This is a genomic window from Streptomyces sp. NPDC090088, assembly GCF_044747345.1.
In the GTDB taxonomy this organism is placed as follows: domain Bacteria; phylum Actinomycetota; class Actinomycetes; order Streptomycetales; family Streptomycetaceae; genus Streptomyces.
In genome coordinates this window covers 768,283-787,532 of record NZ_JBIVDZ010000001.1, presented here as the reverse complement: position 1 = coordinate 787,532, position 19,250 = coordinate 768,283, and the positions used below count along the sequence as shown (strand labels likewise).

20 protein-coding genes are annotated in these 19,250 nt (G+C 71.8%); 6 read left to right on the top strand and 14 right to left on the bottom strand.

Translation table 11 applies throughout. The annotated features are described in order from the left end of the window. Positions 1-142: 142 nt before the first annotated feature. The 4 genes from ACIPSJ_RS03595 to ACIPSJ_RS03580 all read left to right on the top strand — a co-directional run bounded on the left by ACIPSJ_RS03595 (position 143) and on the right by ACIPSJ_RS03580 (position 3,279). A complete protein-coding gene (locus tag ACIPSJ_RS03595; protein WP_401343083.1) occupies positions 143-1,099 on the top strand; it encodes a metal ABC transporter substrate-binding protein in 957 nt (318 codons plus the stop codon). A 29-nt stretch (positions 1,100-1,128) separates the two neighbouring features. Then, positions 1,129-1,893 (top strand): metal ABC transporter ATP-binding protein, encoded by a 765-nt coding sequence (locus ACIPSJ_RS03590; RefSeq protein ID WP_359218237.1) that lies wholly within the window; start codon positions 1,129-1,131, stop codon positions 1,891-1,893. Beyond that, positions 1,893-2,795, top strand: a complete 903-nt coding sequence (locus tag ACIPSJ_RS03585) for a metal ABC transporter permease (protein ID WP_355710731.1) — start codon at positions 1,893-1,895, stop codon at positions 2,793-2,795. The genes ACIPSJ_RS03590 and ACIPSJ_RS03585 overlap by 1 nt, the downstream gene beginning before the upstream one ends. Before the next feature lie 61 nt (positions 2,796-2,856). After that, a complete protein-coding gene (locus ACIPSJ_RS03580; protein WP_359218235.1) occupies positions 2,857-3,279 on the top strand; it encodes a transcriptional repressor in 423 nt (140 codons plus the stop codon). Positions 3,280-3,374: 95 nt separating this feature from the next. On the opposite strand, the gene ACIPSJ_RS03575 is transcribed toward ACIPSJ_RS03580, so the two are convergent. From ACIPSJ_RS03575 to ACIPSJ_RS03530, 10 genes are all read right to left on the bottom strand, one after another. Beyond that, complete coding sequence (locus ACIPSJ_RS03575) at positions 3,375-4,727, bottom strand: histidine-type phosphatase (RefSeq protein WP_401343080.1); 1,353 nt, start codon at positions 4,725-4,727, stop codon at positions 3,375-3,377. An 84-nt stretch (positions 4,728-4,811) separates the two neighbouring features. Beyond that, positions 4,812-5,651, bottom strand: coding sequence for an isoprenyl transferase (locus ACIPSJ_RS03570; RefSeq protein ID WP_359218231.1), 840 nt, complete (start codon positions 5,649-5,651; stop codon positions 4,812-4,814). A gap of 17 nt (positions 5,652-5,668) precedes the next feature. After that, the gene (gene recO, locus ACIPSJ_RS03565; protein WP_359218229.1) at positions 5,669-6,418 is read right to left on the bottom strand and encodes a DNA repair protein RecO; all 750 of its coding nucleotides are present in this window, start codon (positions 6,416-6,418) and stop codon (positions 5,669-5,671) included. A gap of 171 nt (positions 6,419-6,589) precedes the next feature. Beyond that, a complete protein-coding gene (locus ACIPSJ_RS03560) occupies positions 6,590-6,814 on the bottom strand; it encodes a hypothetical protein (RefSeq protein WP_365683024.1) in 225 nt (74 codons plus the stop codon). A gap of 89 nt (positions 6,815-6,903) precedes the next feature. After that, positions 6,904-7,851, bottom strand: a complete 948-nt coding sequence (locus ACIPSJ_RS03555; RefSeq protein WP_401343077.1) for a dihydrodipicolinate synthase family protein — start codon at positions 7,849-7,851, stop codon at positions 6,904-6,906. Next, positions 7,851-8,849, bottom strand: a complete 999-nt coding sequence (locus tag ACIPSJ_RS03550) for an oligopeptide/dipeptide ABC transporter ATP-binding protein (protein ID WP_401343076.1) — start codon at positions 8,847-8,849, stop codon at positions 7,851-7,853. The genes ACIPSJ_RS03555 and ACIPSJ_RS03550 overlap by 1 nt, the downstream gene beginning before the upstream one ends. Then, positions 8,846-10,867 (bottom strand): dipeptide/oligopeptide/nickel ABC transporter permease/ATP-binding protein, encoded by a 2,022-nt coding sequence (locus tag ACIPSJ_RS03545; protein WP_401343074.1) that lies wholly within the window; start codon positions 10,865-10,867, stop codon positions 8,846-8,848. The genes ACIPSJ_RS03550 and ACIPSJ_RS03545 overlap by 4 nt, the downstream gene beginning before the upstream one ends. After that, complete coding sequence (locus ACIPSJ_RS03540) at positions 10,864-11,823, bottom strand: ABC transporter permease (protein ID WP_401343072.1); 960 nt, start codon at positions 11,821-11,823, stop codon at positions 10,864-10,866. Before ACIPSJ_RS03540 ends, ACIPSJ_RS03545 begins: the two co-directional genes overlap by 4 nt. A 4-nt stretch (positions 11,824-11,827) precedes the next feature. After that, positions 11,828-13,438 carry an ABC transporter substrate-binding protein gene (locus ACIPSJ_RS03535; RefSeq protein WP_401343071.1) on the bottom strand — a complete coding sequence of 537 codons (1,611 nt, stop codon included), beginning with the start codon at positions 13,436-13,438 and terminating at the stop codon, positions 11,828-11,830. Positions 13,439-13,644: 206 nt separating this feature from the next. Beyond that, positions 13,645-14,061: an ester cyclase gene (locus ACIPSJ_RS03530; protein WP_355710741.1), complete on the bottom strand. Its 417-nt coding sequence runs from the start codon at positions 14,059-14,061 to the stop codon at positions 13,645-13,647. A 125-nt stretch (positions 14,062-14,186) separates the two neighbouring features. Between ACIPSJ_RS03530 and ACIPSJ_RS03525 the strand changes: the two genes are divergently transcribed. Continuing rightward, positions 14,187-14,822: a TetR family transcriptional regulator gene (locus tag ACIPSJ_RS03525; RefSeq protein WP_401343069.1), complete on the top strand. Its 636-nt coding sequence runs from the start codon at positions 14,187-14,189 to the stop codon at positions 14,820-14,822. 138 nt (positions 14,823-14,960) lie between these two features. Here ACIPSJ_RS03525 and ACIPSJ_RS03520 read toward each other — a convergent pair whose 3' ends face one another. Further along, complete coding sequence (locus ACIPSJ_RS03520) at positions 14,961-15,695, bottom strand: SDR family oxidoreductase (protein WP_401343067.1); 735 nt, start codon at positions 15,693-15,695, stop codon at positions 14,961-14,963. A 133-nt stretch (positions 15,696-15,828) separates the two neighbouring features. Between ACIPSJ_RS03520 and ACIPSJ_RS03515 the strand changes: the two genes are divergently transcribed. Next, the gene (locus ACIPSJ_RS03515; RefSeq protein ID WP_359218213.1) at positions 15,829-16,443 is read left to right on the top strand and encodes a TetR/AcrR family transcriptional regulator C-terminal ligand-binding domain-containing protein; all 615 of its coding nucleotides are present in this window, start codon (positions 15,829-15,831) and stop codon (positions 16,441-16,443) included. Between the two features lie 22 nt (positions 16,444-16,465). Here ACIPSJ_RS03515 and ACIPSJ_RS03510 read toward each other — a convergent pair whose 3' ends face one another. The 3 genes from ACIPSJ_RS03510 to ACIPSJ_RS03500 form a co-directional block, all read right to left on the bottom strand. Beyond that, positions 16,466-17,404 (bottom strand): hypothetical protein, encoded by a 939-nt coding sequence (locus ACIPSJ_RS03510; protein ID WP_359218211.1) that lies wholly within the window; start codon positions 17,402-17,404, stop codon positions 16,466-16,468. Then, entirely contained in the window at positions 17,401-17,934 is a 534-nt protein-coding gene (locus ACIPSJ_RS03505) for a SigE family RNA polymerase sigma factor (RefSeq protein WP_359218210.1), read from the bottom strand. The genes ACIPSJ_RS03510 and ACIPSJ_RS03505 overlap by 4 nt, the downstream gene beginning before the upstream one ends. A gap of 69 nt (positions 17,935-18,003) precedes the next feature. After that, the gene (locus ACIPSJ_RS03500; RefSeq protein WP_359218398.1) at positions 18,004-19,179 is read right to left on the bottom strand and encodes a sialidase family protein; all 1,176 of its coding nucleotides are present in this window, start codon (positions 19,177-19,179) and stop codon (positions 18,004-18,006) included. Positions 19,180-19,250 lie beyond the last annotated feature (71 nt).

The following is a 19,250-nucleotide window of genomic DNA, read 5'->3' as shown; positions in this document are numbered from 1 at the left end:
GACGGGCGACGAAGCGAGACGCTTCAGAGCGAATGCTTCAGCGTACCGGCGGGGCCTCCCCCTCAACCAAATCGGATCCCCTTACCGGCCTCTCACCGAGGCTTGTTGACAACGGTTTCCATGTTTGTTGAAAATGACTCTCATGAACGTACGACGAGGCCTGATACCCGCGGCCGCCGCGACCACCGTCACCGCACTCGGCATAGCCACCCTCACGGCCTGCGGCGGCGACGCCACGGCGGCCCAGACCGGCAAGTTCGACGTCGTCGCGTCGTTCTACCCGATGGCCTTCCTCGCCGATCGGATCGGCGGCAGCCACGTCCACGTCACCAGTCTCACCTCGCCCGGCCAGGAACCGCACGACCTGGAGATCAGCCCCAAGCAGATCGTCCAGGTCGAGAAGTCCGACGCGGTCCTCTACCTGAAGAACCTCCAGCCCTCCGTCGACGACGCGGTCGCCCAGTCGTCGGTGCAGACGAAGATCGACGCGGCCTCGCTGACCACGCTGGAGAAGCACGGCAACGAGGTCGGCGGCCACGCGGCCTCCCACGACACCTCCGAGAACAAGGAGCTGTCCGGCCTCGACCCCCACATCTGGCTGGACCCGGTGCGCTACGCCCAGGTCGCCGAGGGTGTCGGCAAGGCCTTCGAGAAGGCCGACCCGGACCACGCGGCCGACTACAAGAAGAACACCGCGGCCCTGGTGAAGAAGCTGGACGCCCTGAACACCCAGTTCAAGACCGGCCTCGCGAACACGAAGTCCAAGGTCTTCATCACCACCCACGCGGCCTTCGGCTACCTCGCCGAGCGCTACGGCCTGACCGAGGAGGCCATCAACGGCCTCGACCCCGAGTCCGAGCCGAGCGCGGCCCGCGTCAAGGACCTGGAGACCATGGCCAAGGCCGACGGCGTCACCACCGTGTTCTACGAGACGCTCGTCAGCGACAAGACCGCCAAGACCATCGCCGCCGACGCCGGCCTCAAGACGGACGTCCTCGACCCGATCGAGGGCATCACCGCCAAGTCCCGCGGCAAGGACTACTTCGCGGTCCAGGAGGCCAACCTCAAGGCGCTCCAGCAGGCGCTGGGCGCCAAGTGACACGCCACGTGACAGGAGGAGACGACGAGATGAGCGGCGAGCCCGTCATATCCCTGCGCGGCGTCACCGCCGAGCTGGGCTCGCGCCCCGTCCTGCGCGGCATCGACCTCACCGTGCGCCGCGGTGAGGTCGTCGCGCTGCTCGGCGCGAACGGCTCCGGCAAGTCGACCGCGATCCGCACGGTCATCGGCCAGGTGCCCGTGAGCGGCGGCGAGATATCCCTGTTCGGCACCCCGCGCCGTACCTTCCGCGACTGGTCCCGGATCGGCTACGTCCCGCAGCGCACCACCGCCGCCGGCGGCGTCCCCGCCACCGTCACCGAGGTCGTCTCCGCGGGCCGCCTCTCCCGCACCCGCTTCGGCCTCTTCCGCAAGGCCGACCACGCGGCCGTACGGCACGCCCTCGGCCTGGTCGGCATGGCGGACCGGGCCAGGGACAACGTCGAGGCGCTCTCCGGCGGCCAGCACCAGCGGGTGCTGATCGCCCGCGCGCTGGTCGCCGAACCCGAGCTGCTGATCATGGACGAGCCGATGGCGGGCGTCGACCTGGCCAGCCAGGAGATCCTCGCCGAGACCCTGCGCGAGCAGGTCGCCCAGGGCACCACGGTCCTCCTCGTCCTGCACGAACTGGGCCCGCTGGAGCCCCTGATCGACCGCGCGGTCGTGCTCCGCGACGGCTGCGTGCTCCACGACGGCCCGCCACCGCGCGCGGTCGGCCAGCACGCCCTGCCCGGCCACGACCACGTCCACCCCCACGACGAGCACACACCACTGCGCACGGGACTGCTGAGCTGATGGACTTCCTGAACTACGCCTTCATGCAGCGGGCCCTGCTCGCCGCCGTCCTGGTCGGCATCACCGCCCCCGCCGTCGGCATCTACCTGGTCCAGCGCCGCCAGGCCCTGATGGGCGACGGCATCGGCCATGTCGCCATGACCGGCGTCGGCCTCGGCTTCCTGCTCTCGGCGTCCCCCGTCTGGATGGCCACGGCGGTCTCCGTCCTCGGCGCGATCGCGATGGAACTGATCCGCTGGTACGGCCGCACCCGCGGCGACATCGCCCTCGCGATGCTCTTCTACGGCGGCATGGCCGGCGGCGTGATGCTGATCAACCTCGCGCCGGGCGGCTCCAACGCCAACCTGATGTCGTACCTGTTCGGCTCGCTGTCGACGGTCTCGGAGTCCGACGTCACCGCGATCTGCCTGCTGGCCGCCTTCGTCCTGCTGGTCACCCTCGGCCTGCGCCGGCAGCTGTTCGCGGTCAGCCAGGACGAGGAGTTCGCGCGGGTGACGGGCCTGCCGGTACGGGCACTGAACCTGCTCACGGCGGTCACCGCGGCGGTCACCGTGACGGTCGCGATGCGCGTGGTGGGCCTGCTCCTGGTCTCCGCGCTCATGGTCGTCCCGGTCGCCGCCGCCCAGCAGCTGAGCCGCAGCTTCGCCGCCACCTTCGCGATCGCCGTCGCGATCGGTGTGACGGTGACGATCGGGGGCACGATCACGTCGTACTACCAGTACGTCCCGCCGGGTGCGACGATCGTGCTGCTGACCATCGCCGCGTTCATCGCGCTGAGCGTGCTGGCCACCCCGCTGGCCCGCCGACGCGCCCGCGCGGCCGCCGCCCGGCGCCCTGCGGGAGATCCGGCGGAGTGCGCGATTCCGGCCGGCCGGGGGGCCGCCGACGAGGTCGGCGTCTGAACGCCCTCGGCCCGGGCTGGCACAATGGCCCGGCAGAGGCGAAGAGGCGAGGAGGCAACCGGTGACGACCGCTGGACAGCCCGTGAAGGGCCGCTCGACCCGTCAGCGGGCAGCCGTGGCGGCGGCCCTGGACGAGGTCGAGGAGTTCCGCAGCGCGCAGGAACTGCACGACATGCTCAAGCACAAGGGCGACTCGGTCGGCCTCACCACGGTGTACCGCACGCTCCAGTCCCTCGCCGACGCCGGCGAGGTGGACGTCCTGCGCACCTCCGAGGGCGAGTCGGTGTACCGGCGGTGCTCCACGGGGGAGCACCACCACCACCTGGTCTGCAGAGTGTGCGGCAAGGCCGTCGAGGTCGAGGGCCCCGCCGTCGAGAAGTGGGCGGAGGCCATCGCCGCCGAGCACGGGTACGTCAATGTGGCCCACACTGTCGAAATCTTCGGGACGTGCGCGGACTGCGCCGCGGGGTGCGCCGCAGGTTGAGCCGACGCGTTCGGGTGCGGGTGCGTGGGGGCTGAGCGCGCCCACGCGGCGGTAGCCGCATATCGGACACAGCCCCGCGCCCCTGAAGGGGCGCTTCAGTCCCGGCCGAAGCAGCGCTCCAGTTCGTTCAGGTTGTAGAACTTGCTGTTCTTCGCGATGGGCTTGCAGCCTGCCTTGAAGGCGATCTCCTTCTCGTTGTAGAGCATGCGCACCAGGTAGTCGTCGCCCTTCTTGAAGACGTCCCACTGGATGTTGGAGGCGAGGGAGGCGACGTCGGCGCCGCGCCAGGGGTTGTTGGCGTAGGTGTAGTCGGTGCCCGGGGTGGCGGGCTGCTCGCTGCCGGGGAGCCGCATGAGGGCGGCCAGCGGGATGATCTCCTCGGCGTGGGTGAAGCGGAGTTCGGCGCCGAGGGTGCTGGTGCCGTCGCGCTTGGCCTCGACCTGCTTGAAGAGGTCGTCGAGGAGGGGCTGGGCCATCTTGTAGGTGATGTCGCTGTCCGAGAAGCTCGGGCCCTTCTCGTAGAAGTCCTCGGCGTCGCCGAGGTAGCCGAACCAGGCCGCGTCGCGCGGGGCGAGGTAGCGGTCGAAGTCCCAGCCCTTTCCGTCCGGGCTCTCCTCGCTCATGGCGGGCGCGATGGCGTAGAGGTTGTAGACGGCGGTGGCGGCGGTGATGTCGTCGGCGGTGGCGGCGAACTCGCCGTTCACGACGCGCTGCACGAACGCCGGCTTGAAGATCTTGCCCAGGACCCGGGCGGCCGCCCGGTGCGAGGCCGGCTGGTCGGTGACCGACTTGAGGGTGGCGGCGAGACGCTCGTCGCTCGCCAGCCACTTCTGGTAGTCGGCGCCGCCGGACGACTTGTGGAAGTAGAGCAGGTTCTTGTCGACGCGCGCGGTGCCGAGGGAGGCCTTCAGCGCGGGGTCGGCGTCGGTGAGGGCGGTGGAGAAGACCGTACCGCTGTCGACCGCGCGGCCCTGGCCGGAGCTGACGACGTCGATCTTCTCGCCGTTCGCGGCGATCGAGGAGAAGAGGGACGGCAGGCGCTTCTCCAGGCGGACGGCGGTGGCGCGGAGCTCGTCCTTGCCGCGCCCGCTGAGGTTGCCGTAGCCGACGGCGCTCATGGCCGCTTCGAGGGCCTGCACGTCCGGGCCGAACTTCTCGCCGAGCCGGGTGAGCTGGCCGTCGGTCTTCGCCTGGTTCCACAGGGCGAGGATCGTGTCGCCGTCCTCGCCGTCGGTGGCGGAGCGGGAGCCGTGCCGGGAGACGTTCTCGGTGAAGACGGCGGTGTAGCCGGCGGGCGGCTGCTGGTAGGTCCGCGGGTTCTGTCCGGGGGAGTAGACGGCCTTGGTGCCGTAGCTGTCGCGGTGGGTGAGCCCGGTGTCCGTGGCGTGCGCGGGCAGCGCGGTCAGGAGCAGGGCGCCGAGGGAGAGAACAGGGATGACGCGCTTCATGAGGACCGTTCCAGAGGCGGGGGACCGGGGGGTGGCCGTGGATCTTCCGCATCCTCGACGGCCCTCATGAACGGCGGATGGCGGTCAGTTGCCCTCCTGGTTGCCCTCCATGGCAAGTAGCTCCTCGTTGGGGATGGCACCGCCGAACCGCCGGTCCCGGGAGGCGAATTCGAGGCACGCCCGCCACAGGTCACGGCGGTCGAAGTCGGGCCAGAGCACGTCCTGGAAGACCATCTCGGCGTAGGCGCTCTGCCAGATCAGGTAGTTGGAGGTGCGCTGCTCGCCGCTGGGCCGCAGGAACATGTCCACGTCCGGCATGTCGCCGTAGTACATGTGCTTCTGCAGGGTCTTCTCGCTGATCTTCGACGGGTCGAGGCGGCCCGCCTTCACCTCCTCGGCGATCGCCTGCACCGCGTCGGTGATCTCGGCCCGGCCGCCGTAGTTCATGCAGAAGTACAGGGTGAGCCGGTCGTTGTCCTTGGTCTGCTCCTGGGCGACCTGCAACTCCTTGGCGACCGACTTCCACAGCCGGGGCATCCGGCCCGCCCAGCGCACCCGGACACCGAGTCCGTCGAGCTGGTCGCGGGACTTGCGGATGAAGTCGCGGTTGAAGTTCATCAGGAAGCGGACCTCTTCGGGCGAGCGCTTCCAGTTCTCGGTGGAGAAGGCGTACAGCGAGATGTTGCGGACGCCGATCTCGATCGCGCCCTGCAGCACGTCCAGCACCTGCTCGGCGCCGACCTTGTGGCCCTCGGTGCGGGGCAGCCCGCGCTCCTTCGCCCAGCGGCCGTTGCCGTCCATGACGATGGCCACATGGCCCGGTACCAGCTCGCCCGGGAGCTTCGGCGGGCGGGCGCCGGACGGGTGCGGCTCCGGCGCCTGGTACTCGCGGCGCTGACGCCCCAGGATCCCGCGTACGACCATGTGCTTCTCGTCTCCCTCTAGCTCTTCTCTACATACCTGAGCGAGCGCAGCCCGCGCTCCAGATGCCAGTGCAGATAGGCGGACACCAGCCCGCTGCCCTCCCGCACGTACCGCGCCTCGGCCGTGTCCGCCGTCTCCCAGTCTCCCGTAAGCAGCGCGCCGAGGAGGACCAGGGTCTGCGGCGAGGGTACGACGCTGCCGGGCACCCGGCAGTCGACGCAGACCGTGCCCCCGGAGCCGACGGAGAAGAAGCGGTTCGGGCCGGGCATGCCGCACTTGGCGCAGGCGTCGAAGCTGGGCGCGTAGCCGTTGACGGCGAGGGAGCGCAGGAGGAAGGCGTCGAGGACGAGGTGCGGGGCGTGCTCGCCCCGGGCGAGCGTCCTGAGCGCGCCCACCAGCAGCAGGTACTGCTGCACGGCCGGCTCGCCCTCGTGGTCGGTGAACCGCTCGGCGGTCTCCAGCATGGCCGTCCCGGCGGTGTACCGGGCGTAGTCGGCGACGATCCCGCCGCCGTACGGCGCGATGGTCTCGCTCTGCGTGCACAGCGGCAGCCCGCGCCCGATCAGCTCACTGCCCCGCGCGAAGAACTGCACGTCGACATGGGAGAACGGTTCCAGCCGCGCCCCGAACTTCGACTTGGTCCGCCGCACCCCCCGCGCGACGGCCCGCACCCGCCCGTGTCCCCGCGTGAGCAGGGTGATGATCCGGTCCGCCTCGCCGAGCTTCTGGGTACGGAGGACAATGCCGTCGTCCCGGAAGAGACTCATGGCGCACCGACCCTTGGCTGAGGGCGCGGGGGCCGACCCCCGCATGGCCGCGGCATGATCCGGTCCGCCTCACCCGGCTTCTGGGTGCGCAGCACGATGCCGTCGTCGCGGAACAGGCTCATGGGCCCATTCTGCCCTGCCGCGGCGGGGGGCCGTTCCGGAACGGAACCTTCAAGGGACCTCGCCGCGACTGCGGGCGTTGGCGTGGGCGGTGGCCGCGCTGAGCCGTTCGGCCTGGGTCGCGACGCGGACGGCGTCCGGGTGGGCGTCCCACTCCCGTCCTCCCCCGTACGGCCGCAGCTGCACGTAGGGGCCTTCGTGCCCCATGACGATGCCCAGCCGCCCATTGCCGGTGTCGACGGCACACGAGCCGATGGGGAGGTTCTTCGCGTTCACCTCACCTGGCTCCCCCGCCCCTGGGAATTTCACGCTTCGCATCACCGGGGTGGCGCTGCGTGCCTAGACTCGGCCGGAGTCTGTCCCGGTCACCACCGCTCCGGCGGCCCCTGCATCAGGCCCGCCCCCGCGAGGTACTTGCCCACGCACTCGGTCTCCGCCTCCGACAGGGCGACCTGGGGCTCGGCGGTCGCCGGGCAGGCGATGATCCCGCGCAGGTGCAGCGCCGCCTTGAACGCTCCGAGCGCCGCCGAACTGCCGCCCATCCGGGCCGGGTCACCGATGCCGACCATGCGGAAGAGGGAGCACAGCCGCTCCTGTTCGGCCCGGGCCCGGTCCCAGTCGCCGGCCCGGCAGAGGCGGTACAGGCGGACGTAGCCGTCCGGGTCGACGTTGGCGAGACCCGGGACGACCCCGTCGGCGCCCAGCGCGAGGGCCGAGTCGACGGTCAGCTCGGAGCCGGTCAGCACGCTGAAGCCGGTGAGCCGACGGCTGCCCATGACGACCTCGCGGAAGCCCGCCAGGTCACCGCTGGAGTCCTTCAGCCCGGCCAGCACCCCGTCGGCGGCCAGCTCCAGGACCAGGTCGGCGGGGAGCTTGGTGTGGACGGCGACCGGGATGTCGTAGGCGATCACCGGGACCGGCGACCGGTCGGCGACCAGGCGGAAGTGGCGGGCGATCTCGGCGGGGTGGGTGCGGGTGTAGTAGGGGGCGGTGACGACGATCCCGTCCGCGCCGGCGGCCGTGACGGACGCGACGTGGTCCAGGACCCGGGGCGTCGTCATGTCGATCACCCCCGCGAGGACCGGGAGCCGGCCGGCGGTGTGCGCCACCACCGTCTCCGTGACCAGCCGGCGCTGCCGGTCCGTCAGATACGCCACCTCCGACGTCGAGCCGAGCACGAACAGGCCGTCCACCCCGGCCTCCGTCAGATGGTCGACGAGCCTCTTCAGGGAGGGGACGTCCACCTCGCGGTCCGGTGTCAGGGGGGTGCAGACGGGCGGTACGACACCGGTCAGCGGGGTGGGCAGCGTCATCAGGGCTCCTGGGGCAGGCTGTGGCTCGGCTGGTCCTCCTCCAACGGATGGTGACAGCGGTAGCGGTGACCCTGGCGTGACGCGGCCGTGAAGTCAGGCATGCGGACGGCACAGGCGTCGTCCGCCCGCCAGCAGCGGGTACGGAACGGGCACCCGGACGGGGGGCGGGTGGCCGAGGGCACCGGGCCGGTCAGCGGGATGGGGTCGACGGGATTCAGCAGGCCGGGGGTGGCCGAGAACAGGGCGCGGGTGTACGGGTGCCGGGCGGCGGCCGTGACCTCGGCGGCCGGGGTCTCCTCGACGATCCGGCCCAGGTACATGGTGATCACCCGGTCGCTCATCCGCCGGACCGTCTGGATGTCGTGGGAGACGAAGACCATCGCGAGACCGAGGCGTTCGCGCAGGTCGAGCAGGAGGTTCAGGATCTGGGCGCGGACCGAGACGTCCAGGGCGCTGGTCGGTTCGTCCGCCACCACCAGGCCGGGGTCCAGGGCGAGCGCGCGGGCGATCGCGACGCGCTGGCGCTGGCCGCCGGAGAGCTGCCCGGGGAGGGCCTCGGCGAGCGCCCCGGGCAGCCCGACCAGGGCCATCAACTCCCGTACCCTCTCCTCCCGTTCGGGCCGGGTGCCGCGTTCGTGGACGTCCAGCGGGTCGCGCAGGATACGGCGGACGGGCAGCCGGCGGTTCAGGGCCGTCGACGGGTCCTGGAAGACCATGCCGGTGCTCGCGCCGACGGTCGCCCTGCGGTCGGCCGCCGGCATCGACCACAGGTCGCGGCCGTGGAAGGTGACCGTGCCGGCGGTCGGCCGCTGGATGCCCACCAGCACCTTGGCCAGCGTGGACTTCCCGCACCCCGACTCGCCGACCACGCCGACCGTCTCGCCGGGCGCCACGGTGAGGTCGGCGCCGGTCAGCGCGTACACCCGGTCGCGGCCGAGCAGGCCTCCGCCGCGGGCCTTGTGGACCACGTGGACGCCGGTCAACTCCACCGCGCTCATGTCACCGCCTCGGTGCTCGCCAGGTCGGCGGCCGGGTGGTGGCAGGCCGCGGTGTGGGTGGGGGTGCCGAGCAGGGCCGGCGGGGTCGTCCGGCAGACGTCGGTCGCCGCGGGGCAGCGGTCGCTGAACCGGCAGCCCGCCGGGAAGTCGGCGGGGGACGGGACGACGCCCCTGATCTGGGTCAGGCGCTCGGCCCCGGACTCCAGTGACAGGACGCTGCCGAGGAGGCCGCGGGTGTAGTGGTGGGTCGGGGCGCCGACCAGTTCGGCGGTGACGCCGGTCTCGACGATCTGGCCGCCGTACATCACCACCACCCGGTCGGTGACGTCGGCGACCAGGGCGAGGTCGTGGGAGACCAGGATCAGTGCGAAGCCGAGTTCCTCGCGGAGGCGGAGGAGGAGGTCCATCACCTGGGCCTGGACGGTGACGTCCAGGGCGGTGGTCGGTTCGTCGGCGATGATCAGGCGGGGGTCGCGGGAGAGGGCCATCGCGATGAGGACGCGTTGGCGCTGGCCGCCGGAGAGTTCGTGCGGGTAGCTGTGGAGGGTGCGGGTGGGGTCGAGGCCGACGAGGGCGAGGAGTTCGGCGGGGGTGTGGTGGCCGCCTCGTCGTGTGAGTTGCTTGAGTTGGGCGTTGATGGTCATGGAGGGGTTCAGGGAGGACAGGGCGTCCTGGTAGACCATCGCGATCTCGTGGCCGAGGAGGCGGCGGTGGGGGGTGGTGAGGTCCACCGGCGGCTGCGGGTGCGTTGTGGCTGGTCGCGCCCACGCGGCGGTAGCCGCAGATTCAATACAGCCCCGCGCCCCTGAAGGGGCGAACCAGATCTGTCCGCTGACCCGTGCTGTCTTCGGTTGCAGGCCCATGATGGTCAGAGCCGTCAGGGATTTGCCGCAGCCCGACTCGCCCACCAGGCCGAGGACTTCGCCGGGATACACCTCGAAGCCGATGCCGTCGACGATGTTCACGCCTTTGTGGCGGTCGGCGAAGCCGATGGTGAGGTTCTCCACCGACAGCACGGGCCCGTCCTCTCTGGGCGGAAGGGGACGGGCCCGAGCGCGGAGCCGCTCCCCCGCCGCCGTCAGGCCCAGCAGCTCCGGAACCTCCCCCGGCTCGCGTACCTCCACGGGCTCCGTCGGTTCCGTCTCTCTCGGGGCCGGGGACGCCCACGCGTCCGAGACGCCCTCGGAGAGGATGTTGAGGGAGAGGACGGTGAGGAGGATCAGGAGGCCGGGGAAGACCGTGGCCCACCAGCCGCCGGTGAGGACCATGTTCTTGCCGTCGGCGATGACGCTGCCCCAGGAGGGGTCCGGGGGGCGGACGCCCGCGCCGATGAAGGAGAGGGAGGCCTCGAAGACGATGGCCTCGGCGACCTGGACGGTGCAGAAGACGAGGATGGGGGCGGCGCAGTTGACGGCCACGTGGCGGAGCACGATGTGCGGGGTTCGGGCGCCGATCACGCGTTCCGCGGTGACGTAGTCCTCGCCGTACTGGTCGAGGACGTTCGCGCGGACCACCCGGGCCACCGGCGGGGTGAAGAGGAAGGCGATCGCGCAGATCAGGACGGTGAGGCCGCCGCCGAAGACGGAGACGAGGACGGCGGCCAGCGCGATGCCGGGGAACGCCATCACCACGTCCAGGCAGCGCATCAGGGTCTCGTCGACGGCTCGTCGGGAGGTGGCCGCGAGGGCCCCGAGCAGCGCGCCGGCGACGAGGGCCAGGGCGGTGGCGCCGAGGCCGATGGCCAGGGACCAGCGGGCGCCGTACATCAGCCGGCTGAGGATGTCCCGGCCGAGGCTGTCCTGGCCCATCCAGTGGCCGGCGGAGGGGTGCCCGGTGCCGTCGGCGGGGGCCTGCTGGGCGAGCGGGTCGTCGGGGGCGAGGAGGGGTGCGAGGAGCGCCACCAGGACGACGACGGCCAGGAAGGCGAGGGCTGTCCCGGACAGCGGGGTGAGCCTGCGCAGCCGTACGCCGGGACGGGCGAGGGCGGCGGTGAGGCCGGCGCGGGTGAAGGTCGTCATGTCGCCTCCCTCAGACGCGGGTTGACCAGCAGGTAGAGGATGTCGATGACGAGGTTGACGACGACGAAGCCGGTGGCGGTGGTGAGGACGACGCCCTGGACGACGGCCGGGTCGCCGTTCTGGACGGCGTCGATCATCAGCTTGCCCATGCCGGGCAGGGCGAAGACGGTCTCGATGACGACGGCGCCGCCGAGCAGGTAGCCGACGCGCAGGCCGAGCACGGTCAGGGGGTTGACCAGGGCGTTGCGCAGGACGTTGCGGCCTACGACGACGTGGGGTGGCAGGCCGCTGCCGATCGCGGTGCGGACGTAGTCCTTGTCCAGTTCCTCGACGACCGAGGTGCGGACGATTCTGGTGAGCTGGGCGGCGACCGGCAGGGAGAGCGCGAGGGCGGGCAGGGCCATGGTCTTCAGCCAGCCGGTGACGGAGTCCTCGGGGTTGATGTAGCCGCCGGCCGGGAACCAGCCGCGGTCGACCGCGAGGTACTGGATCATCAGCAGCGCGAGCCAGAAGGCGGGGGCGGCGACGCCGATCAGGGAGAGCACCCGGATGGCCTGGTCCGGCCAGCGGTCGCGGTGGATGGCCGCGGTGACACCGCCGGCGAGGGCCAGGACGACGGCGATACCGAGGCCCAGGAAGGTCAGCTGGAGGGTGAGCGGCAGGGCGGTGACGACCTGGTCGAGGACCGGGGTGCGGGTGAGGGCGCTGGTGCCGAGGTCGCCGTGGAGCAGGTCGCCGACGAAGTGGAAGTAGCGAACGGGCAGGGGGTCGAGGAGGCCGTTGTGGGCGCGGAAGGCGTGCAGCTGCGCCGGGGTGGGGTTGGCGCCCTGGAAGAACGCGGACGCCGGGTCGACGTCGGAGAAGCCCATCACCAGGAACACGAACAGGGCGATGCCGAGGAGCAGGGGCACCAGCAGGGCGACGCGGCGCAGCAGGATGCGCAGGACGGCGGTCATGCCGTCAGGCCCACTTGGCGGTGAGGACGTTGATGCCGGGGTAGGGCTGGGCCCTTATGCCGGTGAGTCTGCGCGGGTCCCAGGCGGTGATCAGCTCGTTGTGGACGACCGGGTAGAGGACGGCCTGTTCGGCGACGACGTCGATGTAGTCCTGGATCATCGTCCTCTTCTTCCCGGGGTCCGGTTCGCGGGTGGCCGCGTCCATGGCCTTGAAGAGCTGCCTGGCGACAGCGTTGTCGGCCCAGCGGGCGTAGCCCGTCCAGAGGTTCTCGGGGCCGTAGTTGTAGTGCATGATCAGGTCGGCGTCGAGGCCGAACTGGTTGGGGTTCGAGACGGCGGCGACGACCTGGTAGTCCTGCTTCTGGTCCATCTTGGTGAAGACGGCCGTGGTCTCCTGCGGGGACAGGGTGGTGCGGACCCCGATCGCGTCCCAGGACGACTTGATGGTGGGCAGGCAGTCGACGAGCCAGCTCACGTTGACGGCGAGGATGTTCACCCGGAGTCCGCCGACCCCGGCGGCCTTCAGCAGGGCCCGTGCCCGGTCCGGGTCGTAGTCGTAGACCGTCTTCGCCCGCCGGTAGGCGGGGTTGGTCTCGTTCAGGAACGAACTCGCGGGTTTCCCGTGGCCCTTGAGGGCGACCTCGACGATCTTCGCCTTGTCGATGGCGTAGTGCAGGGCCTGGCGGACCCGGACGTCGTCGAAGGGTTGGTGCCGCGTGTTGAACATCAGGAACGCGTTGTTCATCCCGGCGCCGCCGCCGACCGAGAGTCCGCCCTGTTCGAGGCGGGGGATGTTGGCGTACGGGATGTTGTCGGAGATCTGCGCGCCCGCGTCGGCCCCGGAGATCCGCGCCACGCGTGAGGCGGCGTCGACGATCGTCAGCCAGTTCATGCGCTGGAAGGCGGGGGCGCGGGGGCCGTTGTAGCGGTCGTACGCGGCGAAGGTGGTGTTCGACTTCGGGTGGTGCCCGGTCTGCCGGTACGGCCCCGAGCCGACCGCCAGTCCCCGGATCGCGTCGTCCCAGGCGCCGGGCCGGGAGAACACGTGCTTCGGCATGATCTTGGCGAGGGTGAGGCGGGCGATCCCGTCCGGGAAGGGGAAGCGGAGCACCAGGTCGACGGTCCGGCTGTCGACCTTGCGGGCCTCCTTCAGCCAGCTCGCGAAGAAGCCGTGGGCGAGGGTGGGGGTGCCCGGGTCGAGGATCCGGTCGAAGACGAAGACCACGTCGTCGGCGGTGACCGGTTTCCCGTCGTGGAAGGTGGCGCCGGGGCGCAGGGTGAACCGCCAGGTCGTGGCGTTCGCGTCGGAGGGCAGCCGGGTGGCCAGCGCCGGGTAGGGGGCGCGGGTGATCGGGTCGGTGTCGGCCAGGCCCTCGTAGAGGTGGTTGTTGGCGGCCATCGCGAACGCGGACGCGGTCTGGGTCGGGTCCCAGCTGCCGTCGTTGCCGTAGCCGATCACGGCGGTGAGGGTGCGGTCGGAGCCGCCGCCGAGGTCGATGGTCGACTTGGGGCCGCAGGCCGTCAGCGTCGGCAGGGTGGTCAGCGAGGCGGCCGCGCCCAGGGCCCCGGCGTGTTTCAGGAACGTCCTGCGGCCGTGGGTCGCCTCGTCGCGCACGGAGCCTCCAGTGTGGGGGAACGGAGACGTCGGACGTCCTGTGTAAGCGCGACCATAAGAGGGGCTTAGGGGGCGGTCAAGGCAAGGCGCGCGAATGGCGTAAACCGTCAGAGGTGGGACCAATGGCGCTCCGACGGCACCCTGATGGCACCCCGGAACGGCGGGAGTCGGCACCGGCCGCCGGGTGGGCGGCCGGCGCCGGGGTGCTACGCGGGAGCGGTCAGCTGGGCCGCCACCGCGGCGCCGTCCAGCCAGACGTTCTCCCGGGAGATGCGGCCGTCGCGGAACTCGAAGACGTGCAGGATCCGGAAGGTGATCCGGCGGCCGCCGCCCGGGATGCCGAGCATGGCGCCCGGGACCGTGCCCGTCATCACGTTCTCCATGGTCACGGCGGAGTCGGAGTAGTAGGTGCGGGTGCGCTCCTCGCTCTCGGCGCGGAAGTCCTTGCACAGCTGGCGGTAGAAGTCGAGCGCCGCCGGGATGCCGTGCTTCGGGCCGTTCGGGTCGCCGACGACGTCGTGCTCGATGTCGTCGGTGTAGACGGCGACCGACCCCTCCGGATCACCGCGTTCCTCGGCGCTCATGTGCGCCTCGATCAGCTCTTCCATTTCGGCGGGTGTCATGGAGCCCATGGTCAGGAGCCCCCTCTCTCGTCGCGCCGCGTGCTCTCGCACGGAGCCGCGGCCCCCGTAGTGAGACACTGCTACCATAATGAGAAACGATTCTCACGACAAGAGGGGTTCTCGTCATGGAGGGGAGCGAAAGAAGCGCGGAGGGCGTGCGGGACGGCCGGCGCAACCAGAAGCTGCGCACCCGCCGGGCTCTCCTCGACGCGGCCGCCGAGCTGCTGCGCGAGGGGCACCCGGTCACCATCGCGGACGCGGCCGAGACGGCCCGGGTCTCGACGGCCACCGCCTACCGGTACTTCTCCAGCCCCCAGGAGCTGCTCCGGGAGACCCGCACGCTGATGCGCGCCCCGGACCTCACCGCGGACCTGCCCGCCGACCCGGCCGGGCGGGTGGACGCGATCGTCGCCCGGGTCGCCGACATGCAGCTGGCGAACGAGCCGGCCTGGCGGGCGATGCTGAACGCGAGCCTGGAGCGGTCCCTCAAGCAGGGCGACGACGGCCCGGAGGACGAGTTCCCCGTCCGCAGCCGCAACCGCCTCGACCTGACCCGCACCGCCCTGGCCCCCCTCACCGACACCCTCCCGCCCGCCGCACTCCGCCGGCTGACCATGGCGCTCACCCTGGTCTACGGCGTGGAGTCCCTGGTCTCGACCCGCGACGTCTGCGAACTGGAGGCCACGGAGGCGAAGGAGGTCATGCGCTGGGCGGCCCGCTCCCTGCTCGACTCGGCGCTCCGCGAGGAGACCGAGGACTAGGGGCGGCCCGCAGCGGCGCGGGACCGCATCCACGGGCGGCTCCGCCGCGCGGGCGCGCGACCGGCCACGACCAGCCGCGACGGCGCCCGCAGTCGCCCGCGGGCACCTCGCGGCACGCCAGCGCCTCGCGGCACACCGTCAGGCGATCCCGCCGTTCGCGTACAGCACCTGGCCGTTGACCCAGCGGCCCGGGCCGGCCAGGAAGGCGACGGTCTCGGCGATGTCGGCGGGGGTGCCGAGCCGCTCCAGCGGGGCCTGTGCCGCGAGCCGTCGTACCGTCTCCTCGTCCTTGCCGTCGAGGAAGAGCGGGGTGGCCGTGGGGCCGGGGGCGACCGCGTTGACCGTGATGTCGCGGCCGCGCAGCTCGCGGGCGAGGACGAGGGTCATCGCCTCGACGGCGCCCTTGCTGGCCGCGTAGGCGGCGTAGCCGGGGGCGGCGAGCCGGGTGACGGAGGTCGAGAAGGTGATGACCGCACCGCCGGCCCGGACCCGGCGCGCGGCCTGCTGGGCGACGACGAAGGTGCCGCGGATGTTGGTGCGGTGCATACGGTCGAGGTCGTCCAGGCCGAACTCCGCGACCGGCCCGAGGGTCATCACCCCGGCGGTGTGGACGACCACGTCGATCCCGCCGAACTCCTTCTCCACCACGTCGAACGCCTCGGCCATGGCGGTCTCGTCGGCGACGTCGCCCCGGACGGCGACCGCGCGCCCGCCGGCCCGCTCGACCGCGGCGACGACCTCCTGCGCGGCCTCGGCGTTGCCCGCGTAGTGGACGCCGATCGCCACGCCTTCCGCGGCCAGCCGCTCGGCGACGGCGCGGCCGATGCCACCGGACGCTCCGGTGACCAGTGCGACACGTGTGACCTCAGACATCGTGATTCCACCTCTCCGGGGAGGACTACTAATGAACGCTGAGTCCATATAAGCAGATGGTGGACGCCCCGTCCATATGTCACAGTGAGTGGTCGACGGCAGACGGTCGACGGACACGGGCAGGAGGCATCAGGTGCAGCAGGTCGAAGGGACTCCCGGTACGCCGGTGCGGCGCGGGCGGGGACGGCGGCCCGCGGACGAGGTGCGGGCCGACATCCTCACCGCCGCCGGGGCCCTGCTCCTGCGGGAGGGGATGGCGGCCTTCACCATCGAGCGGGTCGCCCAGGAGGCCGGGGTCAGCAAGACGACGATCCACAAGTGGTGGCCCTCACGCGGCACGCTCGCGCTCGACGGCTACTTCCACGCCGTCGAGTCCACCCTCGCCTTCCCCGACACCGGCGACATCGCGGCCGACCTGACGACCCAGGTCCGCGCCTTCGTGCGGCTGCTCACCGGAACGCCGGCCGGCCCGGTCATCGGCGGGCTCATCGGCCGGGCCCAGACCGACCCCGACCTCCTGGCGGCCCTGCTGGAGCGCTACTCCGGGCCCCGGCGCGAGCTCGCGGTCACGGCGATGCGGCGCGCCCAGGACCGCGGCCAGCTGCGCGCCGACGCCGACCCCGAGATCCTGGTCGACCAGCTCTGGGGCGCCTGCTACCACCGCCTGCTCCTCCCCGACCAGCCCCTCACCGACGCGTTCGCGAGCCGGCTGGTCGCCAACCTGCTGCACGGCGTCGGGACCGGCTGACCCGGACCGGCCGGAGCGGGCCCTAGGGCAGCGTCTTCTCGTAGGAGGCGTCCTGGTCGGAGTCGTAGACGAGCTTGCCCGTCTTGTCGTACCCCTTGAGGTGCGGGGCCTCGGTGACCTGCCGGTGCAGGGTGCCGGTGGCGACGAACCAGCCGTGGTCGAGGAGCGCCTGGCCCGTGCTGCCGCCGTAGGAGAAGGTCATCCTGGCCACCGCGCCACGGTAGTTGCCGATGATCCCCCAGCGGAACGGCAGTTTCCAGTTGCCCTTGTCGATGACCGACTGCTGGTACAGCTTGCCGCTGTTGATGTCCGGGACCACGGGCAGCTTCCCGTCGCCGAAGGGGTCCCCGGAGCTGATGTTCAGCCCGGCCTGGCCGTCGCTGATGTTGCAGATGATCCGGGTCGCCGTCGGCTTCTCGCGCACCGCGACCACGAAGTAGCCGTCGCCGGGGGCGTTCGAGTCGCCGGTGCTCCGCATCGCGAGGATGATCCGGTAGTCGGCGGGGCGGCCCAGGTCGATGTAGGTGGGGTCCTTGGTCGAGTGGTTCGCCTTGTTGGTGTCGAGACACTGGCCGAGCCCCTGCTTGGCCAGCCCGAAGGTGATCCCGTCGAGGAGCTGGCCCGCGGACGCGGGCGGCGCGGGCTCGGCCGACGCGGACCCGCTCGGGGTGGCGGAGGGGGTCGGACGCGCGCTGCTGTGCGCGGTGGGGCCGGGCCCGGCCGGGCTCGTCACCGTGCTGCCGCCGCCCAGCGCGTACGCGCCGACCGGCACCGCCGCCAGCGCCGCCAGCGCGGCCCCGCCCACGGCGAGTCGCCGGCGCCGCTCCAGCACGCCCCGGCGGCGGATCTCCGGATACGGCACCGGTGACGGCCGGACCGCCGATGCCTCCCCCGCCAGCAGTGCCCGGACCTGTGCCTCGAAGTCCGGCCCGACTCCGCCGTCCCGCTGTTCCGCGCTCACCTGCCGCCTCCCTGCCCGGACCCCGCGTGGCTCATGGTCTGCGCGAGCCCCGGGAACGTACGCAACTTCGCCAGGCCCTTGGACGCCTGGCTCTTGACCGTGCCCGTGGAGCAGCCGAGCACCTCGGCCACCTCCCCCTCGGACAGGTCCTCCCAGTACCGCAGCACCACCACCGCGCGCTGCCTGGGCGGCAGCTGGGCCAGGGCCGCGAGCAGCGTGCCGCGCTCGTCGGCCCGGGTCACGGCGTCGTCGTACCCCGGGTGCTCCGGCGGCGCGGCGGTCAGCGACTCCGCGACCCGCCGCTTGCGGAAGCGGTCGCTGTTGCAGCTGACCAGCATGCGGCGGACGTACGCCTCCGGATGGTCGGCGCGGGAGACCCGGCGCCAGGACCGGTACGCCTTGGCGAGCGCGGTCTGGGTGAGGTCCTCCGCGTGGTGCGGGTCGCCGGTGAGCAGAACGGCGGTCCGTACGAGATGGGACCACCGCGCTCTGACGAATTCCTGGAACTGGGCCTCGAGTTCGGCCTGCATCAGCCACCCCCTCGCCCTCCAGACCACCGGGCGCCCGGATTCGGTTGCCCGGTGGTGCGAAAGGTTTCCTCAGGGGGCCGGGAGGCGCCGGAACTCGATCGTCTCGTACGCCGTGCGCGTCCCCGTCTCGTACAGCACCCCCACCGTGCGCTTGTCCACCTGGACCAGGTCCGAGTAGGCCGCCTTCCGGTCGGACAGGGTGCGGAGCCGGTCGAAGGTGACGCCCTGGTCCGTGCTGCTCCACAGGGCCATGGACCTGCGGGCGGTCGGGACCGAGGGCGCCGAGAAGAGCAGCGGGGCGTCCGTGCCCCGGAGTTGGAGGACCGAGCCCTCGACCACCGGCACCTCGTCGAGGGTCGGCTGGACGGTGTAGACGGCGTCCAGGGTCTCGCCGCCGTCGCTCGACCAGGCGTCCAGCCGGTTGCCGGGGCTGGAGCCGTTCTGGTCGCGGGCGTTGAAGTAGAGGCGTCCGCCGGGGAGTTGGGCGGCGGTCGTCTCGTTGGCGTTGTCGTGGCCGGTGTAGGAGTCGTCGACGAAGCCGAGATGCCAGGTGCGGCCGTGGTCGTCGCTGTAGAGGGCGTGCCCGCCGTAGTACTTGGCCTCGCTGCCGGTGTCGGCGGAGCCGGCGCGCGGGGCGGCGGAGTGGTCGGCGGCGACGACCAGGCGGCCGCGGTGCGGGCCCTCGGTGAGGGCGACGGCATGGCCGGGTCCGGTGGCGTACCAGCGCCAGCCGGAAGGTTTCACCTGGGCCGTGATCTCCCGCGGGGCGGTGAAGGACCGCCCGTCGGTGTGGCTGCGCTGCACGAACACCCGGCGGCTCTGCGCCTTGGTGACCTGGCCGCGCATGATCTGCGCCTCGCTCACCGAGCCGTCGTTGTACGAGGTCACCAGGACGATGTCGCCGGTGCGCGGGTCGACGACCGGAGCCGGGTTGCCGCGGGTGTCGCCCTTCCCGTCGGCCACCACCTGGAGCGGACTCCAGGTGCAGCCGCCGTCGGAGGAACGTCTCAGCACGACGTCGATGTCACCGCTGTCCCCGGCGGTGGTGTGCCGGCCCTCCGCGAAGGCCAGCAGGGTGCCGCGCCAGGTGCGGACCACGGCCGGGATGCGGTACTGGGCGTAGCCGCCCTCACCGGAGACGTACGGCACGGAGGACTCACAGGTCGCCGCCCAGGCCCTGGGCTCGACCGTGAACGCCCCCAGCAGCAGGGCGGCGGCGACGGAGATCCGGCTCACGCGGGTCACAGGAGACACATGGCTCACTCTTCCATGGTGCTCCGGTTCACCCGTATCGCATCCTCACAACGGCCAAACGG

Excerpts from the sequence above, each read along its gene's own strand:
- recO (WP_359218229.1), bottom strand. The coding sequence starts at position 6,418 with ATGAGTCTCTTCCGGGACGACGGCATTGTCCTCCGTACCCAGAAGCTC.
- ACIPSJ_RS03540 (WP_401343072.1), bottom strand. The coding sequence starts at position 11,823 with ATGACCGCCGTCCTGCGCATCCTGCTGCGCCGCGTCGCCCTGCTGGTG.
- ACIPSJ_RS03530 (WP_355710741.1), bottom strand. The coding sequence starts at position 14,061 with ATGACACCCGCCGAAATGGAAGAGCTGATCGAGGCGCACATGAGCGCC.
- ACIPSJ_RS03545 (WP_401343074.1), bottom strand. The coding sequence starts at position 10,867 with ATGACGACCTTCACCCGCGCCGGCCTCACCGCCGCCCTCGCCCGTCCC.
- ACIPSJ_RS03585 (WP_355710731.1), top strand. The coding sequence starts at position 1,893 with ATGGACTTCCTGAACTACGCCTTCATGCAGCGGGCCCTGCTCGCCGCC.
- ACIPSJ_RS03570 (WP_359218231.1), bottom strand. The coding sequence starts at position 5,651 with ATGGTCGTACGCGGGATCCTGGGGCGTCAGCGCCGCGAGTACCAGGCG.
- ACIPSJ_RS03520 (WP_401343067.1), bottom strand. The coding sequence starts at position 15,695 with ATGTCTGAGGTCACACGTGTCGCACTGGTCACCGGAGCGTCCGGTGGC.
- ACIPSJ_RS03505 (WP_359218210.1), bottom strand. The coding sequence starts at position 17,934 with ATGCAGGCCGAACTCGAGGCCCAGTTCCAGGAATTCGTCAGAGCGCGG.
- ACIPSJ_RS03590 (WP_359218237.1), top strand. The coding sequence starts at position 1,129 with ATGAGCGGCGAGCCCGTCATATCCCTGCGCGGCGTCACCGCCGAGCTG.
- ACIPSJ_RS03550 (WP_401343076.1), bottom strand. The coding sequence starts at position 8,849 with ATGAGCGCGGTGGAGTTGACCGGCGTCCACGTGGTCCACAAGGCCCGC.
- ACIPSJ_RS03595 (WP_401343083.1), top strand. The coding sequence starts at position 143 with ATGAACGTACGACGAGGCCTGATACCCGCGGCCGCCGCGACCACCGTC.
- ACIPSJ_RS03575 (WP_401343080.1), bottom strand. The coding sequence starts at position 4,727 with ATGAAGCGCGTCATCCCTGTTCTCTCCCTCGGCGCCCTGCTCCTGACC.
- ACIPSJ_RS03555 (WP_401343077.1), bottom strand. The coding sequence starts at position 7,851 with ATGACGCTGCCCACCCCGCTGACCGGTGTCGTACCGCCCGTCTGCACC.
- ACIPSJ_RS03525 (WP_401343069.1), top strand. The coding sequence starts at position 14,187 with ATGGAGGGGAGCGAAAGAAGCGCGGAGGGCGTGCGGGACGGCCGGCGC.